The sequence below is a fragment of the Microbacterium sp. S1037 genome (assembly GCF_048381605.1).
In the GTDB taxonomy this organism is placed as follows: domain Bacteria; phylum Actinomycetota; class Actinomycetes; order Actinomycetales; family Microbacteriaceae; genus Microbacterium; species Microbacterium testaceum_B.
On sequence record NZ_JBLWIG010000002.1, the window covers coordinates 880401 to 900948 of the forward strand.

General features: G+C 67.6%; 17 protein-coding genes. 2 read left to right on the forward strand and 15 right to left on the reverse strand.

Annotation, left to right across the window (positions count from 1 at the left end; genetic code table 11):
• Positions 1-3: 3 nt before the first annotated feature.
• From gap to ACMW4R_RS14975, 7 genes are all read right to left on the reverse strand, one after another.
• Positions 4-1014, reverse strand: a complete 1011-nt coding sequence (gene gap / locus ACMW4R_RS14945) for a type I glyceraldehyde-3-phosphate dehydrogenase (RefSeq protein WP_058596647.1) — start codon at positions 1012-1014, stop codon at positions 4-6.
• Between the two features lie 104 nt (positions 1015-1118).
• Positions 1119-1745 (reverse strand): superoxide dismutase, encoded by a 627-nt coding sequence (locus ACMW4R_RS14950; RefSeq protein ID WP_058596648.1) that lies wholly within the window; start codon positions 1743-1745, stop codon positions 1119-1121.
• Between the two features lie 230 nt (positions 1746-1975).
• Positions 1976-2953 (reverse strand): DNA-binding protein WhiA, encoded by a 978-nt coding sequence (gene whiA / locus ACMW4R_RS14955; RefSeq protein WP_058596649.1) that lies wholly within the window; start codon positions 2951-2953, stop codon positions 1976-1978.
• A gap of 49 nt (positions 2954-3002) precedes the next feature.
• Positions 3003-3881: an RNase adapter RapZ gene (rapZ, locus tag ACMW4R_RS14960; protein WP_058596847.1), complete on the reverse strand. Its 879-nt coding sequence runs from the start codon at positions 3879-3881 to the stop codon at positions 3003-3005.
• A 29-nt stretch (positions 3882-3910) separates the two neighbouring features.
• On the reverse strand, positions 3911-5854 hold the full coding sequence (gene uvrC, locus ACMW4R_RS14965; RefSeq protein WP_418300258.1) for an excinuclease ABC subunit UvrC: 1944 nt from the start codon (positions 5852-5854) through the stop codon (positions 3911-3913).
• 3 nt (positions 5855-5857) lie between these two features.
• Positions 5858-8827 carry an excinuclease ABC subunit UvrA gene (gene uvrA, locus ACMW4R_RS14970; protein WP_363338754.1) on the reverse strand — a complete coding sequence of 990 codons (2970 nt, stop codon included), beginning with the start codon at positions 8825-8827 and terminating at the stop codon, positions 5858-5860.
• 101 nt (positions 8828-8928) lie between these two features.
• On the reverse strand, positions 8929-9357 hold the full coding sequence (locus tag ACMW4R_RS14975) for a MarR family winged helix-turn-helix transcriptional regulator (protein WP_058596845.1): 429 nt from the start codon (positions 9355-9357) through the stop codon (positions 8929-8931).
• A gap of 36 nt (positions 9358-9393) precedes the next feature.
• On the opposite strand from ACMW4R_RS14975, the gene ACMW4R_RS14980 reads away from it, so the two are divergent.
• On the forward strand, positions 9394-9630 hold the full coding sequence (locus ACMW4R_RS14980) for a hypothetical protein (RefSeq protein WP_058596844.1): 237 nt from the start codon (positions 9394-9396) through the stop codon (positions 9628-9630).
• A 53-nt stretch (positions 9631-9683) separates the two neighbouring features.
• On the opposite strand, the gene ACMW4R_RS14985 is transcribed toward ACMW4R_RS14980, so the two are convergent.
• The 3 genes from ACMW4R_RS14985 to coaE form a co-directional block, all read right to left on the reverse strand.
• Positions 9684-10103 carry a VOC family protein gene (locus ACMW4R_RS14985; protein ID WP_058596843.1) on the reverse strand — a complete coding sequence of 140 codons (420 nt, stop codon included), beginning with the start codon at positions 10101-10103 and terminating at the stop codon, positions 9684-9686.
• A 13-nt stretch (positions 10104-10116) separates the two neighbouring features.
• Entirely contained in the window at positions 10117-12186 is a 2070-nt protein-coding gene (uvrB, locus tag ACMW4R_RS14990; RefSeq protein WP_418300259.1) for an excinuclease ABC subunit UvrB, read from the reverse strand.
• A 64-nt stretch (positions 12187-12250) separates the two neighbouring features.
• Positions 12251-12853 (reverse strand): dephospho-CoA kinase, encoded by a 603-nt coding sequence (coaE, locus tag ACMW4R_RS14995; RefSeq protein ID WP_058596841.1) that lies wholly within the window; start codon positions 12851-12853, stop codon positions 12251-12253.
• A 101-nt stretch (positions 12854-12954) separates the two neighbouring features.
• Here coaE and ACMW4R_RS15000 point away from each other — a divergent pair, with 101 nt between their 5' ends.
• Positions 12955-13323 (forward strand): response regulator transcription factor, encoded by a 369-nt coding sequence (locus ACMW4R_RS15000; protein ID WP_058596840.1) that lies wholly within the window; start codon positions 12955-12957, stop codon positions 13321-13323.
• A 3-nt stretch (positions 13324-13326) separates the two neighbouring features.
• On the opposite strand, the gene ACMW4R_RS15005 is transcribed toward ACMW4R_RS15000, so the two are convergent.
• From ACMW4R_RS15005 to ACMW4R_RS15025, 5 genes are all read right to left on the reverse strand, one after another.
• A complete protein-coding gene (locus ACMW4R_RS15005; protein ID WP_418300260.1) occupies positions 13327-14484 on the reverse strand; it encodes a diguanylate cyclase domain-containing protein in 1158 nt (385 codons plus the stop codon).
• On the reverse strand, positions 14481-16100 hold the full coding sequence (locus ACMW4R_RS15010; RefSeq protein ID WP_418300261.1) for a sensor histidine kinase: 1620 nt from the start codon (positions 16098-16100) through the stop codon (positions 14481-14483). The genes ACMW4R_RS15005 and ACMW4R_RS15010 overlap by 4 nt, the downstream gene beginning before the upstream one ends.
• An 81-nt stretch (positions 16101-16181) precedes the next feature.
• Positions 16182-16730 carry a GIY-YIG nuclease family protein gene (locus ACMW4R_RS15015; protein WP_418300262.1) on the reverse strand — a complete coding sequence of 183 codons (549 nt, stop codon included), beginning with the start codon at positions 16728-16730 and terminating at the stop codon, positions 16182-16184.
• Positions 16731-16788: 58 nt separating this feature from the next.
• Positions 16789-19044 (reverse strand): maltose alpha-D-glucosyltransferase, encoded by a 2256-nt coding sequence (treS, locus tag ACMW4R_RS15020; protein ID WP_058630117.1) that lies wholly within the window; start codon positions 19042-19044, stop codon positions 16789-16791.
• A gap of 125 nt (positions 19045-19169) precedes the next feature.
• Entirely contained in the window at positions 19170-20384 is a 1215-nt protein-coding gene (locus ACMW4R_RS15025; protein WP_193751344.1) for an MFS transporter, read from the reverse strand.
• Positions 20385-20548: the final 164 nt, after the last annotated feature.

The window sequence follows — 20548 nt, forward strand, 5'->3', positions numbered from 1 at the left end:
GGGTTACAGGCGCTCGGCGACGTACTCGGTGAGGTCGACGAGGCGGTTCGAGTAGCCCCACTCGTTGTCGTACCACGACGACACCTTGACGAGGTTGCCGCTGACGTTGGTCAGCTCCGCGTCGAAGATCGACGAGTGCGGGTTGCCCTGGATGTCGCTCGAGACGATCGGGTCCTCGGTGTACTGCAGGATGCCGTTCAGGCGACCCTCGGCAGCGGCCTGCTTGTAGACCTCGTTGACCTGGTCGACGGTCAGACCCTCGGTGGGCGTGACGATGGTGAGGTCGACGATCGAGCCGGTGGGAACCGGAACGCGATACGACGAGCCGCTGAGCTTGCCGTTGAGCTCGGGGAGCACCAGGCCGATGGCCTTGGCCGCACCGGTCGAGGCGGGGACGATGTTGATCGCGGCGCCGCGGGCACGACGGAGGTCGCTGTGCGGACCGTCCTGCAGGTTCTGGTCGGCGGTGTACGCGTGAGCGGTCATCATGAAGCCGCGCTCGATGCCGAAGGCGTCGTTGAACACCTTCGCCAGCGGGGCGAGGCAGTTCGTGGTGCACGACGCGTTCGAGATGATGACGTCGGTCTCGGGGTTGTATGTCTCTTCGTTCACACCCATGACGATCGTGGCGTCGTCACCCGTGGCCGGAGCCGAGATGAGGACCTTCTTGGCGCCACCGGCGACGTGCTTCTTGGCGTCTTCCGCCTTGGTGAAGCGACCGGTCGACTCGATGACGATGTCGACACCGAGCTCGCCCCAGGGGAGGTTGGCGGGGTCGCGCTCTTCGAAGACCTTGATGGTCTTGTCGCCGACGGTGATGGAGTCTTCGGTGTACGAGACGTCCTCGGCGAGAACGCCGCCCACGGAGTCGTACTTGAGGAGGTGCGCGAGGGTCTTGTTGTCGGTGAGGTCGTTCACCGCCACGATTTCGAGGTCGGCACCCTGCGCGAGAGCCGCGCGGAGGTAGTTGCGTCCGATACGGCCGAAGCCGTTGATTCCGATCTTGACGGTCACGGAATATCTCCTGAATCAGTTGTGCGCGAGAAGCGCGTGATTGCGGTGTTCGCTAGCGGACAACGGCGTCCCGGTGGGGTGTCCCACCGGGACGCCCGCACCGTTTACGACAGTACCAGCAGACCCGTGGTCTTCTCACGGGCAGCGGCGAAGCGCTCCTGGGCGTCGGCCCAGTTCGCGATGTTCCAGAACGCCTTCACGTAGTCGGCGCGGACGTTCTTGTAGTCGAGGTAGTAGGCGTGCTCCCAGACGTCGAGCAGCAGCAGGGGCACGGTGCCGGCGACGATCTGGCCCTGCTGGTCGAAGAACTGCTGGATGAGCAGGTTCTGGCCGATCGAGTCCCAGAACAGACCCGCCCAGCCCGAGCCCTGCACGCCGAGGGCGGCGGCCGTGAACTGCGCACGGAACGCGTCGAACGATCCGAACTGGTCGTCGATCGCGGCCTCGAGGTCGCCGGTCGGCTTGTCGCCGCCGTTGGGCGAGAGGTTCGTCCAGAAGATCGAGTGGTTCGTGTGGCCGCCGAGGTTGAAGGCGAGGTCCTTCTGCAGACGGTTGATGTTGGCGAAGTCGCCCTTCTCACGCGCTTCCGCGAGCAGGTCGAGGGTGGCGTTCGCGCCGTTCACGTACGTCTGGTGGTGCTTGCTGTAATGCAGCTCCATGATGGTCGCACTGATGTGCGGCTCCAGCGCGGCGTAGTCGTAGGGGAGTTCGGGCAGTGTGTACTTCGCCATGGTCTCTACTTCCGGATCGGTCGCCGCACAGAGGCCTCAACGCAAGAAACGACGTGCAGCGAGGGTGACGTTTTCATCCTACTGACGGGTAACGCCGCGCCCACGGGGTTGCTTCCCCACATGACGGAAGATAGGTCGCCCGGGCGCGTCGCACGTCACGCCAGCGATGAAGACGGATGCCGGAGGTATGGCATCTGACGCCCTCCGTGCCGCGAGAACCTGAGGCGCGCTCAGCCCTCGATGCCGACGGGGACCGCGGCTTCCGTGCCGGGAATGCCCTCGACTTCGGCCTTCTTGTCGGCCATGGCCAGCAGACGGCGGATGCGGCCCGCGACGGCGTCCTTCGTCAGGGGCGGGTCGGCGTGGTGACCCAGCTCGTCGAGGCTCGCGTCGCGGTGAGCGAGACGGAGCTCGCCCGCCTGCTGGAGGTGCTCGGGCACCTCGTCACCGAGGATCTCGAGAGCGCGCTCGACGCGGGCGCAGGCGGCGACCGCGGCCTGCGCGGAGCGACGGAGGTTCGCGTCGTCGAAGTTCACGAGACGGTTGACGCCCGCACGCACCTCGCGGCGCTGGCGCATCTGATCCCACTCCCCCGCCGTGCGACGAGCGCCCATCTCGTAGAGCGCACCGCGAATCGCCTCGCCGTCGCGGACGACGACGCGCGGGACGCCGCGCACCTCGCGGGCCTTCGCGGGGATGCCGATGCGGTGACCCGCACCGACGAGCGCCATCGCGGCCTCGGATGAGGGGCATGAGATCTCGAGTGCGGCGGAGCGTCCGGGATCGCTCAGCGAGCCGCTCGCGAGGAAAGCACCCCGCCAGATCGCGCTCAGATCGGGGCGCGATCCCGTGGTGAGTTTGTTCGGGAGCCCGCGGACAGGGCGACGGCGCTGGTCGAGGAGACCGGTCTGGCGCGCGAGCGTCTCCCCCGCTTCGATGACGCGCACCGCGTAGTACCCGCCGGTGCGTCCGCCGGATCCCTGCACGTGGTGAAGTTCGGGACGGACGCCGTACAGCTCGACGAGGTCGCGGGCGACGCGGCGGGCGAGAACGTCGGAGTCGAGCTCGGCCTCCACCGCGACACGATTGGCGATGGAGTGCAGTCCGCCGGAGAAGCGCAGGATGGCCGTGAGCTCCGCGACGCGCGCGGTGGGGCGCGGGTCGCGTACGGTGATGAGCTCGGCCTTCACGTCGGCGGTCAGGGGCACGGTACTCCTCAGTTCGGGGGGGGTGGGGGGCGGGGGACGAGGGTACAGCCTACTCGCGGCCGAGGTCGCGGTGAGCCACGCGAACGGCCACCCCCGGGATCTCCTCCAAACGCTCAGCGAGCTCACGGGACATGACCACCGACCGGTGCTTCCCACCCGTGCACCCGATGGCCACGACCGAGTGGCGCTTGTTCTCGCGCTGGTATCCCTCGAGCACGGGGCGCAGCGCCGCCGCGTACGCCTCGAGGAATTCCGTGGCTCCCTCCTGCCCCAGGACGTTCGCCCGCACGGCGGGATCTTCTCCCGTGAGCGGGCGCAGCTCCTCGTTCCAGAACGGGTTCGGCAGGAACCTCATGTCCGCGACCAGATCAACGTCGGGCGGCAGCCCGTACTTGAAACCGAAGCTCATCAGCGTCACCGTGTGCCGCGCCGCTCCCTCTTCGCCGAAGAGTTGCACCGCGCGCAGAGACAGCTGGTGGACGTTGAACATCGACGTGTCGATGACGATGTCGGCCGCTTCCCGCACCGGGGCGAGGCGGTCGCGTTCGCGGCGGATGCCGTCGAGGATCGTCCCCTCCCCCTGCAGCGGGTGCGGACGGCGGACGGCTTCGAACCGCCGGACGAGCACCGCATCGGAGGCGTCGAGGAACACCAGCCGCACTTGCCGACCGGCCTGCAACGACCGCAGCGCTTCGGGCAGGTCGCTGAACAGCGTGCGCCCGCGGACGTCGACCACCACCGCGACCCTCGGCACGGCGCCACCCGCCAGTTCCGCGAGTTCGAGCAGAGGGCGGAGCATCTGCGGGGGGAGGTTGTCGACGACGTACCAGTCGAGGTCTTCGAGGGCGTTGGCCACGGTCGAACGACCGGCTCCCGACATGCCCGTGACGATCAGCACGTCCCCTGGTTCGTCGCGCCCCGGTTCCATCGCGGTCGCCTCCTGTCGTCGTGTCCAGCCTATCGAGACAGGTGCGCGTGGATCGCCTCGGCCAGAGCCGGGCCGATGCCGGGCAGCGCCGTGATCTCGTCGGGCGTGGCGTTCTTGAGGGCCGTGACCGAGCCGAAGTGACGCAGCAGGGCCTTGATCCGGGTGTCGCCGAGACCGGGGACCTCGGCCAGCACACTGGTGATGTCGCGCTTACGACGTTTGCGCTGGTGGACGATGGCGAACCGGTGGGCCTCATCGCGCAGGCGCTGGAGCAGATACAGCGCCTCCGAGGTGCGCGGCAGGATGACCGGGTACTCCTCCCCCGGCAACCACACCTCCTCGAGGCGCTTGGCGATGCCGCACAGCGCGATCTCTTCGTGTCCGGCATCCGCCAGGGCCCGCGCGGCGGCCGCGACCTGCGGCTGCCCGCCGTCGACCACCAGCAGCTGAGGTCGATAGGCGAATCGCGGCCGCTTTCGCGCCGTCACGACCTCGCCGTCGGCCGTCGCCTCCGCGGAATCGGGAGCTGCCACGATCGCGCCCCCGATCGTCTCGGGCTCGTCCTCATCGGGCCGGTCGAGGTAGGCGAGCCGTCGGGTCAGCACTTGGTACATCGAGTCGGTGTCGTCCGTCGTCTCGGCAACCCCGAACGACCGGTACTGGTCCTTCCGCGGCAAGCCGTCTTCGAACACGACCATGGATGCCACGACATTCGTGCCCGAGAGGTGCGAGACGTCGAAGCACTCGATGCGCAGCGGTGCCTCGGTGAGCCCGAGCGCCTCCTGGAGGTCGGTGAGCGCCTGCGAGCGGGCCACGTAATCGCTCGTGCGGCGCGTCTTGTGCAGCATGAGAGCCTGCTGCGCGTTCAGCGTCGCGGTCTTCAGGAGGTCGGCCTTCCGACCCCGTTGGGCCACTTGCAGAGTGACGGGGCGACCTCGTCGCTCCCGCAGCCAGGCCTCGAGTTGATCGGCGTCGTCGGGCAACTCGGGTACCAGGACCTGGCGCGGGATGTCCGTGGCATCCGCGTCTCCGTAGGTGCGCTGCAGCACCTGGTCGACGAGGTCGGCGCCCGTGATGTCGATCTCTTTCTCGATCGTCGTCGCTCGAACACCGCGCACGCGGCCGCCCCGGACGACGAAGTGCTGCACGGTCGCCGCGAGCTCGTCCTCGGCGATGCCGAACAGGTCGGCGTCGGTGTCGGACGCCAGCACGAGGGCACTCTTGCCGAGCACGGCCTCGATCGCCTGCAGGCGGTCGCGGTAAAGGGCGGCCGACTCATAGTCCATCGCCGCGGACGCCTCTTTCATGCGGGCGGTCAGCTGCTTCGCGAAGCGCTGATCACCGCCCGACATGAACGCGACGAAGTCGTCGACGATCGCACGGTGCTCCTCGATCGTCACCTTCATCGAGCAGGGCCCGCCGCAACGGCCGATCTGCCCGGGGAAGCACGGACGCCCCGACTGCATCGCCTTCTTGTACGACGAGTCGCTGCATGTGCGGATCGGGAAGACCTTGATCATCAGGTCGATCGTGTCGTGGACCGCCCACACCTTCGGGTACGGCCCGAAGTACTTGGCGCCGCGGATCTTGTGATTTCGTGTCACGATGACGCGGGGGGCCTCATCGGCGAGGGTGATCGCCATGTAGGGGTACGACTTGTCGTCCTTGTACCTGACGTTGAACGGCGGATCGAACTCCTTGATCCACATGTACTCGAGCTGCAGTGAGTCGACGTCGCTCGGGACGACCGTCCACTCCACGCTCGCCGCGGTGGTGACCATGCGGCGCGTGCGCTCGTGAAGCGAATGCAGGGGGGCGAAGTAGTTCGACAGGCGAGCCCGGAGGTTCTTGGCCTTACCGACGTAGAGCACTCTCCCCTCGGCGTCGCGAAAACGGTACACCCCCGGGTTCGTGGGGATCTCGCCGGGCTTCGGCCGGTACGGCAGGTGCGACACCCGTTCTCGGGATGCCACGGCTCAGACCCCCTGGCCGGCCAGCTCAGGCTCTCGAGCGAGGTCGGCCGACGCCGCGGTGTTGCGCTGCGCACCCGTGCGCCCGGTCTCGAGGAGCTCGGCGAGGAAGGCCCCCGTGTGGCTCGCCTCGACCTTGGCCACCTGCTCGGGCGTGCCGGTCGCGACGATCGTGCCGCCGCCGGCACCGCCCTCGGGACCGAGGTCGATGACCCAGTCCGAGCTCTTGATGACGTCGAGGTTGTGCTCGATGACGATCACGGTGTTGCCCTTGTCGACAAGACCGTTGAGCACCTTCAGCAGAAGCGAGACGTCTTCGAAGTGCAGGCCCGTCGTCGGCTCGTCGAGCACGTAGATCGACCGGCCGTTGCTGCGGCGCTGGAGCTCGGTGGCGAGCTTGACGCGCTGCGCCTCGCCGCCCGACAGCGTCGTCGCCGACTGTCCCAGACGTACGTACCCCAGGCCGACGTCGACGAGGGTCTTGAGATAGCGGTGGATCGCCTGGATGGGCTCGAAGAACTCAGCGGCCTCCGAGATCGGCATCTCGAGCACCTCGGCGATGTTCTTGCCCTTGTAGTGCACCGAGAGGGTGTCGCGGTTGTACCGCTTGCCGTGGCAGACCTCGCAGTCGACGTACACGTCGGGCAGGAAGTTCATCTCGATCTTCAGCGTGCCGTCACCCGAGCAGGCCTCGCAGCGACCGCCCTTGACGTTGAAGCTGAAGCGCCCGGCCTGATAGCCGCGCACCTTCGCCTCGGGCGTCTCGGCGAACAGGCTCCGGATACGGTCGAACACCCCCGTATAGGTGGCCGGGTTCGAGCGCGGGGTGCGACCGATCGGCGCCTGGTCGACGTGGACGACCTTGTCGAGGTTGTCGAGGCCCGTGACTCGGGTGTGCTTGCCGGGCACACGACGCGCACCGTTGAGTTTCGAGGCGAGGACCTCGTACAGGATGCCGTTCACCAGCGTCGACTTGCCGGAACCGCTCACGCCGGTCACCGACGTCAGCACCCCCAGGGGGAAGTCGACCGTGACGTTCTGCAGGTTGTTCTCGCGGGCACCCACGACGGTGACCTGACGCTTCTTGTCGATCTTGCGCCGCTTCTTCGGCGCTTCGATCGCGCGGCGCCCCGAGAGATACGCGCCGGTAAGGGACCGTTCGTCGTCCAGCAGCTCGGCGAGCGGCCCTGAATGCACGACGTTTCCCCCGTCGACGCCCGCGCGGGGGCCGATGTCGACGACCCAGTCGGCCGCGTGGATGGTCTCTTCGTCGTGCTCGACGACGATGAGGGTGTTGCCCAGGTCGCGGAGCGTCTCGAGCGTCTGGATGAGGCGACGGTTGTCGCGCTGATGCAGACCGATCGACGGCTCGTCGAGCACGTACAGCACACCGGTCAAGCCGGACCCGATCTGGGTCGCGAGCCGGATGCGCTGCGCCTCCCCACCCGACAGCGTTCCCGCCGCCCGACCCAGGCTGAGGTAGTTCAGGCCCACCTGCAGGAGGAAGTCGAGGCGCGCGCGGATCTCGCGGAGGACCGCCGCCGCGATCGTCGCCTCGCGGTCGGTGAGGGTGAGCTTCGAGAAGAACTCCCGCGCATCGGCAAGGCTCATCCGCGACGCTGCCGCGATCGACGTGTTGTCGACGAGCACCGCGAGCACTTCGGGCTTCAGACGGTCGCCATCGCACACGGCACACGGCACCTCGCGAAGGTATTCCGACCACCGCTGGCGCTGCGCGTCGGACTCGGCCTGGAGGTACTGACGCTCGATGTAGGGGACGACGCCCTCGAAGCCGGACGAGTAGCGCATCTCGCGGCCGTAGCGGTTCTTCCACTTGACCGTGACCTTGTAGTTCTCTCCGCGCAGCACGGCTTGCTGCACGTCGTGCGAGAGGTCTTTCCACGGGGTATCGAGCGAGAACTTCAGGTCGCGGGCGAGGCCCTCGAGCAACCGTTCGTAGTACTGGAAGAGGCCCTTGCCCTGCGTGGTCCACGGGAGGATCGCCCCATCGCGGATCGACAGTTCCTCGTCGCCGAGCATCAGGTCGACGTCGACCGACATGCGCGTGCCGAGGCCCGAGCACACGGGGCACGCGCCGAACGGGGCGTTGAACGAGAAGGTGCGGGGCTCGATCTCGGTGAGCTGCAGGGGGTGGCCGTTCGGGCAGGCGAGCTTCTCGGAGAACGACTGCCAGGCGTCGTCGCCCTCTTCGTCGACGAAGTTCACCTGCATGATGCCGCCGGCAAGACCCATGGCCGTCTCGACCGAGTCGGTCACACGGCTCAGATTGTCTCCGGATGCCACCAGTCGGTCGACCACCACGGCGATGTCGTGCTTGTAGCTCTTCTTCAGCGTGGGCGGCTCGGAGAGCTGCACGAGTTCGCCATCGACCACGGCGCGCGCGTAGCCCTTCGCGCTCAGCTCCTTGAACAGGTCGACGAACTCGCCCTTCTTCTGCGTCACGACGGGCGCGACGATCTGATAGCGAGTGCGCTCGGGCAGCTCCATGAGTTGGTCGGCGATCTGCTGAACGGTCTGCCGCTGGATCCGCGCGCCGCATTCGGGACAGTGCGGCACACCGATGCGCGCCCACAGGAGGCGCATGTAGTCGTGGATCTCGGTGATCGTGCCGACCGTCGATCGCGGGTTGCGGTTGGTCGACTTCTGGTCGATTGAGACCGCGGGGCTGAGCCCTTCGATGAAGTCGACGTCGGGGCGATCGACCTGTCCGAGGAACTGGCGCGCGTACGCGCTCAGCGACTCGACATAGCGACGCTGGCCCTCTGCGAAGATCGTGTCGAACGCGAGGCTGGACTTGCCCGAACCCGAGAGGCCGGTGAAGACGACGAGCGAATCGCGGGGGATGTCGAGGTCGACGTCCTTCAGGTTGTGGACGCGAGCGCCACGGACGCTGAGCTTTCCGCTGGAGCCGGAAGGGGCCGAGGACGGGGCGGGAACGACGGGAACGATGGGCACCTGTTAAGTCTAGGTCGGGCCTCCGACATCGGTCCCGGGTTCGCCCGGGGCGCACGGATGTGCGAAGGTTCTCGCCTTGCTCGCCCTGCGCGGAAGGGTTGTCAGTCGCGCGGTCGAGCCGCAAAGGGAGCGAGGCCGTCCCGCAGCGCGACGAGCGCGCTCTCGTCGACGCCGACGCGAGCCATGATCTTTCCGGGCACCTCGAGCGCCGCGGCGCGGAGCGCGGCCCCCTCTTCGGTGAGGGCGATGTCGAGCATCCGCTCGTCGTCCGCGCGGCGGGTGCGCACCACCCGCCCTTGCGCTTCCAGGCGCTTCACCAACGGCGACAGGGTGGCCGGCTCCATCGCCAGTTCCGTAGCCAGGGTGCCGAGCGATCGCGGCGCCTCCTCCCAGAGCGCCAGCATCACGAGGTACTGGGGATGCGTCAGCCCCAGAGGCTCGAGCACCGGGCGATAGATCGACACCACGTTGCGCGCCGCCGTGACCAGCGCGAAGCACACCTGGTTCTCCAGTTTGAGCAGATCGTCCATGCGCCCCCTCTAAAAATAGTTAGTACACTAATAATCATGACACGAAGGGATGCCGATCGGCCGCCGCTGCGCGACCGCGTGCGCGAAGCCGGCGGCTGGTACCAGTACCTCAACTCCCGGCTGATCCGCGTCGCGGGCCCGGCATCGGTCGGTCCCTACGACACCGACCCGGAGCCCGTCCGCACCGGACGCCCGTGCCCGCTCTGCGGACACGCCATGGCGGAGCATTCGGTCGATCGGACCGGTCCGAAACCCCTCCTCCACTGCCCCTGAGGATGGGCGGGCCGATGCAGCCCTGACCCCCGGTCACCGCGGAGCACCGCCGGTCAGAGCTGCGGACGACCGTCCTCATCGAGCGGCCAACCGGGGTTGACCGCGATCTCCCACGGGTGGCCGTCCGGGTCGACGAAGACCCCGGAATACCCGCCCCAGGGTGTGGCCGCTCCCGCCCGGGCGAGCGTGGCACCGGCCGCGACCGCGGAGTCGACGATCGCGTCGACCTCTCCGCTGTCACGGACGTTGTGCGCGAGTGTCACGCCTCCCCACCCGCCGCCGTCCGGAACGCCGGAGTCTGCGGCGAGCTTCTGTCGGTCCCACAGGGCGAGCACCATCCCTCCGAGATCGAAGAACGCCACCTCGCCCTCGACGGACGTCGGATGTGGCATCCACCCGAGACGCGAGTAAAAGGCGATCGCCCGGTCGAGGTCTCCGACGCCGAGCGTCACGAGCGTCATACGCTGCTGCATCGCGGTCCGCCGATCAGGCGTGTCCTGCCCGCTCCATCGCTCGGAGCTCCTTCTTGAGATCCTGCACCTCGTCACGCAGCCGCCCGGCGAGCTCGAACTTCAACTCGGCGGCGGCGGCGAGCATCTGCTGCGTCAGGTCGGCGATCGTGGACTCGAGCTGATCCGCGCCTTCGGCGGCGATACCCGTGCGTCGGAGCTGGGGCGTCGGCGACTTGCCCTTGGCTCCCTTGTCGTTGCGCGACAGGAGCTTCTTGGTGTCGGTCGCCTCACGGTTCAAGACCTCGGTGATATCCGCGATCTTCTTCCGCAGAGGCTGGGGATCGATCCCGTGCTCTTTGTTGTAGGCGATCTGCTTCTCGCGGCGGCGCTCGGTCTCGTCGATCGCGTTCCGCATCGAATCGGTGATCTTGTCGGCGTACATGTGCACCTCACCCGACACGTTACGGGCCGCGCGCCCGATGGTCTGGATGAGCGACGTTCCGCTGCGCAGGAACCCCTCCTTGTCTGCGTCGAGAATCGCGACGAGAGAGACCTCGGGCAGGTCGAGACCCTCGCGGAGGAGGTTGATGCCGACGAGCACGTCGTACACACCGGCGCGCAGCTCGGTGAGCAGTTCTACGCGTCGCAGCGTGTCGACATCCGAATGCAGATATCGGACGCGCACGCCGTGCTCCCCGAGGAAGTCCGTGAGCTCCTCGGCCATCTTCTTCGTCAATGTCGTGACGAGGATGCGCTCGTCTCGTTCGACCCGGACACGGATTTCTTCGAGGAGATCGTCGATCTGTCCCTTCGACGGCTTGACGATGATCTCGGGGTCGACGAGGCCGGTCGGTCGAATGATCTGCTCGACCACACCGTCGGCGATGCCCATCTCGTAACGCCCCGGCGTCGCCGAGAGGTAGACGGTCTGCCCGACGCGCTCTTTGAACTCATCCCAGCGAAGAGGCCGGTTGTCCATTGCGCTCGGGAGTCGGAAACCGTGCTCGACCAGAGTGCGCTTACGGGACGCGTCACCCTCGTACATGGCACCGATTTGGGGAACGGTCACGTGGGACTCATCGATCACGAGCAGGAAGTCGTCGGGGAAGAAGTCGAGCAGCGTGTGCGGCGGCTCGCCCGCCACGCGGCCGTCCATGTGCCGCGAGTAGTTCTCGATGCCGGAGCAGAAGCCGAGCTGCTGCAGCATCTCGAGGTCGAAGGTCGTGCGCATGCGCAGTCGCTGCGCCTCCAGCAGCTTGCCCCGCGACTCGAACTCTTTCAGACGCTCTTCCAGCTCATGCTCGATGGTGCCGATCGCGCGCTGAACCGTCTCGGTACCGGCCACGTAGTGCGACGCGGGGAAGATCGGCACGGAATCCATCTTCTCGATGACATCGCCCGTCAGCGGGTGCAGCGTATAGAGCGCCTCGATCTCATCACCGAACATCTCGATACGGATGGCGTACTCCTCGTACACCGGGATGATCTCGATCGTGTCGCCACGCACGCGGAAGTTGCCTCGCGAGAAATCGACGTCGTTGCGGTTGTACTGCATCGAGATGAACTTGCGGATGAGCGCGTCACGGTCGTAGCGCTCCCCCACCTGCAGAGCCACCATCGCGCGCAGATACTCTTCGGGCGCGCCCAGGCCGTAGATGCACGACACCGTCGACACGACCACCACGTCGCGGCGCGACAGGAGCGAGTTCGTCGTCGAGTGACGAAGGCGCTCGACCTCGGCGTTGATCGACGAGTCCTTTTCGATGAACGTATCGGTCTGGGGAACGTACGCCTCGGGCTGGTAGTAGTCGTAGTACGAGACGAAGTACTCCACGGCGTTGTTGGGCAGAAGCTCGCGGAACTCGTTCGCCAACTGCGCTGCCAGGGTCTTGTTGTGCGCCAGGACCAGTGTCGGACGCTGGACCTGTTCCACCAGCCAGGCCGTCGTGGCGGACTTGCCGGTACCGGTGGCGCCGAGGAGCACGACGTCGGTCTCGCCGGCGTTGATGCGCGCGGCGAGGTCGGCGATCGCCTGCGGCTGGTCACCGGACGGGCTGTACTCGCTGATGACCTCGAAAGGACGAACGGATCGCGTGGCCTGCATGATTCCAGCGTAGGCGGGGCCTCCGACATCGGGGTCGGCTTGCGTTCGCCCACCACGAACGCCGTCAGTGAGAGGGGGCGATCCTCTGCCAGAGGTCGTCGACCTGACGCCGGGTGTCCGCGATATCCGCGGTCGTATCGATCACGACATCCGCGAGCGCGAGTCGATCCTCATCGGATACCTGAGACCTGATCCTCGCCCGGGCATCGTCCTCGCTGAGCCCGCGATTCTCGACGAGACGTCGGACGCGCAGCTCCTCCGGCGCGTGCGTCACGACCACCAGGTCCCACAAGTCGCCGCCGCGCGCTTCCGCGAGCAGCGGGACGTCGTAGACGACGACCGCCGCAGAATCCGCCGCCAGAGCGTCGCGGAACCTCCGCTCCGACTCGCGTCGGACAGCAGGGTGGACGAGGGCGTTCAGCGCCGCGAGGCGCTCGGGATGACCGAACACGAGCGACCCCAGAGCAGGCCGGTCGAGCTGTCCGTCGGCCGAGAGGACGTCGGAGCCGAACTCGTCGACGATCGCCGCGAGAACGGGCGACCCCGGAGCCTGCACGTCGCGCACGATCGCGTCGGCATCCACGACGACGGCGCCGCGGTCTCGGAGCATGGCGGCGACGGTGGACTTTCCCGACGCGATGCCGCCGGTGAGAGCGAGGAGGGGCACCTGTCGAGGATGCCACACACCCGCCGAGCACGAACGGTGGTCTAGCATTTCGAGGGGAGCCGCGCAGTGGCTTTCTCGATCCACCCCGCGGAAGTCCGATCATGCCGAACTCGATGCTCGCGGTCGTCATCGAAGATGATGCCGATATCCGGTCGCTGGTCGTCGCTGTCCTCGAGCAGGCGGGGTACGTGGTGCACGCGGCGTCCAGCGGCTTGGACGGCATCGAGCTGGTCGCTCGTCATGACCCCGCGGTGACGACCCTCGACGTCAGCATGCCGGGTATCGACGGGTTCGAGACGGCACGGCGCATCCGTGGCTTCAGTAACACGCGCATTCTCATGGTGAGCGCCCGAGCCGACGAGACCGAGGAGCGGGCGGGCCGCGACGCCGGCGCAGACGACTATCTCACGAAGCCGTTCCGGCCTCGCGAACTCCGCGAACGTGTGCGGCTGCTCGTCGAGGGCGAATGACGGTCAGGCGAGCCCGAACGGCTGCCGACCTGTCAGGACCGCCTCCGCTGCCGCCGCATCCGCAGCTTCGATGAGCCGCTCGGCGTCGAAGCCGACCTGACCGGCGAGCGCGACTCCGACCCCCACAACGGGCGCGACGGTCGTCTGTAGCGCCGCGACGTCGGCCACGACGCGATCGCGAAGCGACCGCGCGACGCGGCTCACGTCGGTGACGCTCGTCGTGATGAAAGCCACCGTGATCCCGGTGGTGTCCGTCTCCCCGACGAGGGCCATCGTCGGAGCATGCCGTCGGGCGGCCCCGCGAAACGCGCGGAGAATGGCATCCGCTTCTTCGGGGCCGAAGGCCATCGATACGCGGCGGAGGTCGTCGATTCGCAGGCAGACGACGCACGGATCCTCCTCCGCCGCACGCGCGCGCGTCAGCAGGATGCCCAAGGCTCCGCGAAACGAATCGCGGAACAGGATGCCGTCACCGTCGACCGTCAGGTTTCGAGCGGCGACATGACCGCGGAAGGCCGATTCGCTCGATCGCAGGGTCGATGTCACGATGACGGCCGCGACGACGAGGACGATGGTCAGAAGAGACGCCACGCGCGTATCGAAGACGGCGAGGAAGAGGTCGCTCTCCGGCCCGGAAGCGATGAACACCACGGCGCGCGTCGCGAACCACAGCGACTCGATCGCCATGATCACGGTCAATCCCCCCGCGCTCCACCGGCCGCGGACCGCCCCGCGCCGGGTCTCGATCGCGCCGAGCGCACCGAACAGAGCGTTCCCGAGGAAGAACGGCACCGCGCCGGCCCAGGTCCCTCCGCCTGGACCCGCCGCGAGGGCGGCAACCGCCACCGCCAGGACGGCCGCGGCCCAGACGATCAGCGGCACGCGCATCGGCCGCCCGTTGAACGAGAGACAACCCAGCCAGATGAACCCCGTCGCCCCGACGAAGACCCCGTTGCCGATCGCGACGGCGATGTATGCGCCGGGCAGGACGAGCCCGATGAGGTAGCACAGGGCCGAGAGACACCCACTCAGGTACGCAGCCGACCAGTACCTGCCCGGGCTGCCGTCCTTGAGCATGAGCGTGTCCAGGACGTACATCAGCGCCGAGACGAGGATGACGAGGAGCGCGGCGACCTGGAGAGTCACCGAATCGAGGATCATGATGCGCTTCCCACTTTCCGCGGCAAGCGCACGATGAAGGTCGTGCCGCTGCCGAGAGCCGAACTGACCGTGATCTCGCCTCCGTGCGCGCGGACGATGTCGCGGCTGATCGCCAGCCCCAGGCCGCTGCCGTGAGTAGACGAGTTCCGTACCGCGTCGCCGCGGAAGAAGCGGTCGAAGACTCGCCCCTGCTCGGACCGCGAGATACCCGGGCCGTCATCGGCGACCGCGATCTGCACGGACGTGGCGCTGATCTCCACGGCGACGGTGACCGTTCCTCCGCGCACGTTGTACTTGATGGCGTTCGACAGGAGATTGTCGACGACCTGACGCAGGCGTCGCGGATCGACGTGCGCGGTCCCGTCTCTGAGCCCCGAGGAGTCGATTCGGATGCCATGGTCCGCCGCGCGTGGCTGCTGGGACTCCACCGCCGCGCGAACGATCGTCGCGATATCGGTGTCGACGGGGATGAGATCGAACTCGGCACCGTGGCGCGACGAGGCGGACATCGCCAGGATGTCGGCGACCAGCTCCCTCAACCGCGTGGCGTTGCGCTCGGCGACCTCCAGACGGTCGCGGGTCTCCGCGACGATAGCGGGGTCGTCGAGAGCGAGGTCGAGGTACCCGATGATCGAGGTGAGCGGAGTACGGAGCTCGTGCGAGACGCTGGCGACGAGATCGTCGCGCGCTCGCAGCGCCTGCTCCTCCGCCGTCACGTCCCGTGAGACCACGATCGTGCTCTCATCCGCGTCCGTCCCCGAGGACAGTCGTCGCGCCGTGACGCTCAACGCACGCCGGTCCTGTCCCGGCGCACCGAACCAGACGAGTTCGCCCTCGAACAGTTCTCCGGCGCGCGCTCGGGCCAGGGGGGTCTCGTTCGGCGGGACAGGAGTGGTGCCGTCCGCAGCGTAGGCCGCGATCGGCTCACCCAGAACGTCCACGGTGGCTTGCAACCGAGCGTGAGCTTCGTTCGTCACGGCGAGGTCGCCCTCGCGGGTGACGCGGATGACACCGAAGTCCACGGCGTCGAGCACCTCGGTGACGAGGTCTTCCTGCCGCCGCGCCCGTTCGACGGAGCGACGAAGCTCGGCCGACTGCTTCTCGAGCAGGGCGCGTTGCGCTCGTGCCCGACGCGCCGTCGAGTGTGCCAGGGCCGACAGCGCCACGACGGAGAAGGGCAAGACGAACGTCGCCGCTGTGAGTCGTTGTTCGTCGTCGTTGACGAGCTGGAACAGAACGATCGCGGAGACGCCGATGAGAACGGCGACGACTCCCCCGACCCCGAAGGTCGATCCGATCCAGATGGCGGGGAAGGCCCAGAGCAGACCGACACCGGCGAGGGGAGCACTCTCACGCAGGGCGGCGATCGCGATCATGTCGATGACCGGCACGAGCCCGAGAGCCCACGAGGGCAGCGATCGCCACGGGGCGAGGATCGCGAGAATGGCTCCCCCGAAGATCACCGTTACGCAGACGGTGAAGAGCCCGACGTCGCGCACCTGGCCGAGCACCGAGGACGAGACCACCAGCAGAAGGGTCGCCGCAAGAAGAAGCGCCTGATTGGAGAGGATGCTTCGGTGGATCCCGAGTCGCTCGGTGAGTGACGTGCCCGGCATGGCCCTGACCATAGCGCGCACATCGACCCCGCGCGCGCCTCCTGACGGCACGGCGGGTCGCCGGCGATGCTGTTCCACCGCTCAGCGGCGGGCGGTGGCTTCGCTCACCCACCGTGCGAACAGCGACCACGGGTCGTCGACGCCCGCGCGCAGCTCGTCGATGTGAGCCGAGAGGGCATCGCTCAGCCGGAACCACTCCGTCCTCGCGAAACGCTCGTCCGCGAACCGTTCGTGCCGGCGACGTTCGAGCTGCCGGTCGCCGCGCTCGAACGCGAGCAGCTGATCGTGCCAGATCGCGTGCAATCGCTGTCGAGGCTGGGCGGTCGTGCCGATCTTGACCCGGTCTTCGAAACGGAGGTAGTACACGACGTCGACGCGTGGGGCGGGGAGCTCATCATCCACCGCATCGCCGACACGCCATTCGCACACGGCGCAGAGCCATCCGCTCGGCCACCGGACACCGAGCCGGGAGCCGCAGAGGCGGCACGGCGACGGCAGCACGTCTGTGACGCCATCGCGTGAATCCACCCAGTCCGCCGCCACGGCGAGGTGCCAATCGCAGAGGTCGAGCGGAGCCTCGTCCTCTACGGGGGACACGCAGCCGGAGGCGACGCACACGATGGAGGCCATGACCTCAGCGTAGGCGCCGCCTCTGACATCGCCTCGGACATGGTTCCGGCGGCCGCCCTCAATCTGCGGGGGCATCCTCCATGAGCAGGAAGAGCCCCGCGTAGGGCGCGAGCTCGAGGGCGAAGCTCTGGAGCTCGTCGACGCGTCCGACGACATCGCCTGTGGCGGCGTCGACAGCCGTACTCTGAGGCGCCAGCCACTCCGACCGCACGGTGCCCTCGATCGTCTCGCCCGAGAAGTTGAGAACCGTGATCTGCAAGGGAGCGTCTTCGCGGCGCCGGTCTCCCCCGTCGAGGCGGTGGACCATGACAAGCATGCTCGGGTGACCGACCTGCGGGATGTCCACCTGGGACGCCACCGCGATCCCGTTCTCGGTACGAATCTTCAGCACGTCGCGGAGGCCCGAGAGGAACGACGACGCATCGGTCTGCTGCGTGGTCAGTGATCCGTACAGGGATCGCGCCCGCGGCATGCCCGAGGCGGAACCACTGGCATCCGGTGCGACGTCGAGCAGGTCGTGCGCTCCCCGCTCTATCCATCGCGTGTCTCCCGACGCGATGAGATGACGAACGTCGTCGACGGGAAGCGTCAGGGACCCGGTGAGATCCCACCCTGACAGCGCGAACACTCCCGGTTGCCACGAGTTGTACTTCGCCAGGAGCAGATGAGCGTCGCGGATCGCGGGAATGTCTTCGGCGGTGATCTCCGCCAGTGTCGAGCGTCCCTGCGTCGCCGCGATGAGCGAGGCGGTGGTGCAGGCGATCCCGTTCTGAGTGAAGACGAGGTTGTAGTCCGCGTCGACGGTGAGCTTCTCGGTGAGTTCCGCGCGGACCGTCTCCGCGATCTCGGCTCCCGTCGCCTCGCCGTGCCGGAACGGATACACCGTGTCGTGGTGGGTCGTCGCCCAGTGAACGAGCTCGTAGGTCAGCTCGTCGTGGTTCTGCATGCCGTGCACGAGCTGCGCCGGCTCCACGCCGATCTCAAGGGAGGTGGTGAGGGCCAGTCGCAGGAACTCGGTGTTCGCCGTCGCCAATGCGTGGTGGTATCCCGGCCGAGTCACGAAATCGTAGGACAGATCCGCACCGACCGCCGCCGTGTCTCGGATGTCCTCGATCGTGAGGTTGAGCTCCTGGAACGTGAAGCCGCCGACCTTGCGCACCATCCCGGCGATGATGTGGTTCGCCGCGTGCGAGAGAGGGTGGCCCTCCGACCACGCGGGGAGCCCCTCGGCGCTCTTCTCGACGCCGAGGAAGCCGTTGGCGTCGAGCCGGAGGGCACTCGTTCCGAGATCACCGAGTGAGTGGAGGGCGTCGCCGATGACGAGACGCATTCCCGCGAACGTCGGGTCCAGCCAGTTGATGGAGGGCTGCCCCTCCTTGAAGTAGTGGAGGTAGACCCAGCGTCGCTCCATGCCGTCGGTTCCGAGGACCGGTGCTGTCGCGCTCCAGTTGGTCTCCTTGACCCCCGGCGTGTAGAAGATCACGCGCTGCAGCTCGCCGATGATGTATCCGCGCGCGCTGAGCTCGCGTTCGGTCTCGGCGTCGAGGTTGACCGAATCGCGACCCGCCGGGACCTCGGGGAGCAGGCCCCAGTCTTCGCGGGGAATCTCGACCATGTGGTAGATGCCCGGATAGTCCTTATACGCCATCTCCGCGAGGCGGAAGTCCGCTCCCTTGCCTGTGTGGCCCGGCACGATGTCGTCGATGACGCTTCCGCCGTGCGCGTCGGCCACGTCGGCAACACGGCGGAACGCGTTCTCGTCCCCGAAATCGGGGTCGATCTGCGTGCTGATGCGGTCGAAGTGGCCGTCGACGCTCGGTGTCTCCTGCCACCCCGTGATGCCGCCCGCGCGCTTGACCGGTCCGGTGTGAATGCCGTTGATCCCGACCCATTCGAACGCTTCCCAGAGCGCCTCGTCACCGAGGGCATCGAGGAAGGATTCCCCCGGCCTCGTGATCAGCGAGATCGGGTAAGCAGTGAACCACACGTCTGTCGACTCGATCGCCCGGCGGGCATCCGGACGAGCGTAGGGATTGCGCCACATGGACGGTTGCCCCGACAGCTGACGGCTGAGCACGTCCGCGTCCTTCAGCATGGACTGCCGGACGAGCCACTCGACGTAGGACGGATTGCCGCCGTTCGCGTTGCGCGGATCGGTCAGAAACCGCCGCAGGGTGCCTCCACGGAACTGGTCGCGCGGGCGGAGACGACGAGGACGCGCCGGATAGCGCTGCTCGTCGTAACTGATCTCCGCGGCCGTCTCGACCGTCTCGTCGGTCGCTTCCTGCCCCTCGGCGTCCGTCACGTCATCCACCACGGTGCGCTCGTCCGCATCGTCCACTCGGGACCTCCCTCACGTCACATCCGACGCTAGTCGGTCACGCCGACATCGGACGCGGGCATTGACCTCGAAGCGGCGTGACACCACAGTTTCGTGTTTCACCGCGTACCGGCCGCGTCGGTGCGGAGGGTGAGCGCCGCGACGCCCGCCGCGAGAGCGCACATCACCAGAATCACGACGAGGAACATCGCCCACCCGGCTCCGGAGAACACCACTCCCAGGGACCACCCGAACAGACTCGATCCGGCGTAGTAGCCGAGGTAGTACAGCGAAGACGCTTGCGCGCGAGCCTCCGGGGCTGCCGCGACCGGCGTCCATCCGGATGCCACAGCGTGCGCGCCGAAGAAACCCGCGGTGAATGCCACCAGGCCGACGATCACCACCGGCACCACCGGCAGGAACATCAGCGCCGCTCCGGCCGCCATGACGACGATGCTGCCGAGCAGCACCGGCAGACGGCCGAGTCGGACCGCCAACATCCCGGCACGAGGAGACGACACCGTCCCCGCCAGATACGCGAGGAAGAGCAGCGTCACGAGACCCGGAGCGATGTCGAACGGAGGCTCGGAGAGGTGAAAGCCGAGGTAGTTGTAGACGGCGACGAAAGCTCCCATGAGCAGAAAGCCCTGTGCGTAAAGAGCGAGTTGCACGCGAGACCGCAGATTGAGCCCGATGCGCCGACGGACCGATGGCCCCCTCTCCGTCCGCATCCGCCCGGGCACGAACCCCCGCGCCCTGGGCACCAAGCCCACGAAGACGAGAGCCGCCCCCACGCAGAGGAGGACAACGGATGCCACTCCCCACCGCCATCCCGCGAACTCTCCGATCCACCCCGCCACGAGCCGGCCGGAAAGGCCACCCACCGTCGTCCCCGCAATGTACGACCCGGCTGCTGCGGCGACGTGGCGAGCAGAGACCTCCTCGCTCAAGTAAGCGAGGGCGACCGCCGGCACAGCGCCGAGGGCCGCACCCTCCAGGGCCCGCATGACCAGAAGGACGTCGAGCGACGCGGCGAAAGGGGTCGCCGCGCCGAGAACGGTCGCCGCGAGAAGCCCGAGGGCCATGACGGGAACGCGACCCGCTCGATCGGCGACGAGTGACCACGGGATGACCGCGGCCGCGAGTCCCAGAGTGGCGGCCGAAACAGTCAGCGCGGCGCCCGCCGGCCCTGACCCGACGTCCCGTGCGATCGCGGGCAGCACCGGCTGCGTCGCGTACAGCTGCGCGAAGGTCGCCACACCCCCGAAGAACAGGCCCACGAGGAGCCGTCGATACTCACGACTGCCGGGCTGATGGCCGGAGAAGTCGCTCACGCCTTCGACATTAGTCACCCCGGGAACGACGAAGCGCCGACGCAGTCTCCGTCACCGGAGAGCGCGTCGGCGCTCGTGGCAAATGTGCCCGTAAATGCGAAATGGCCACCCAGCTTTGGGTGGCCATTTCGTTAGAAGAAGTCCGGCGGTGTCCTACTCTCCCA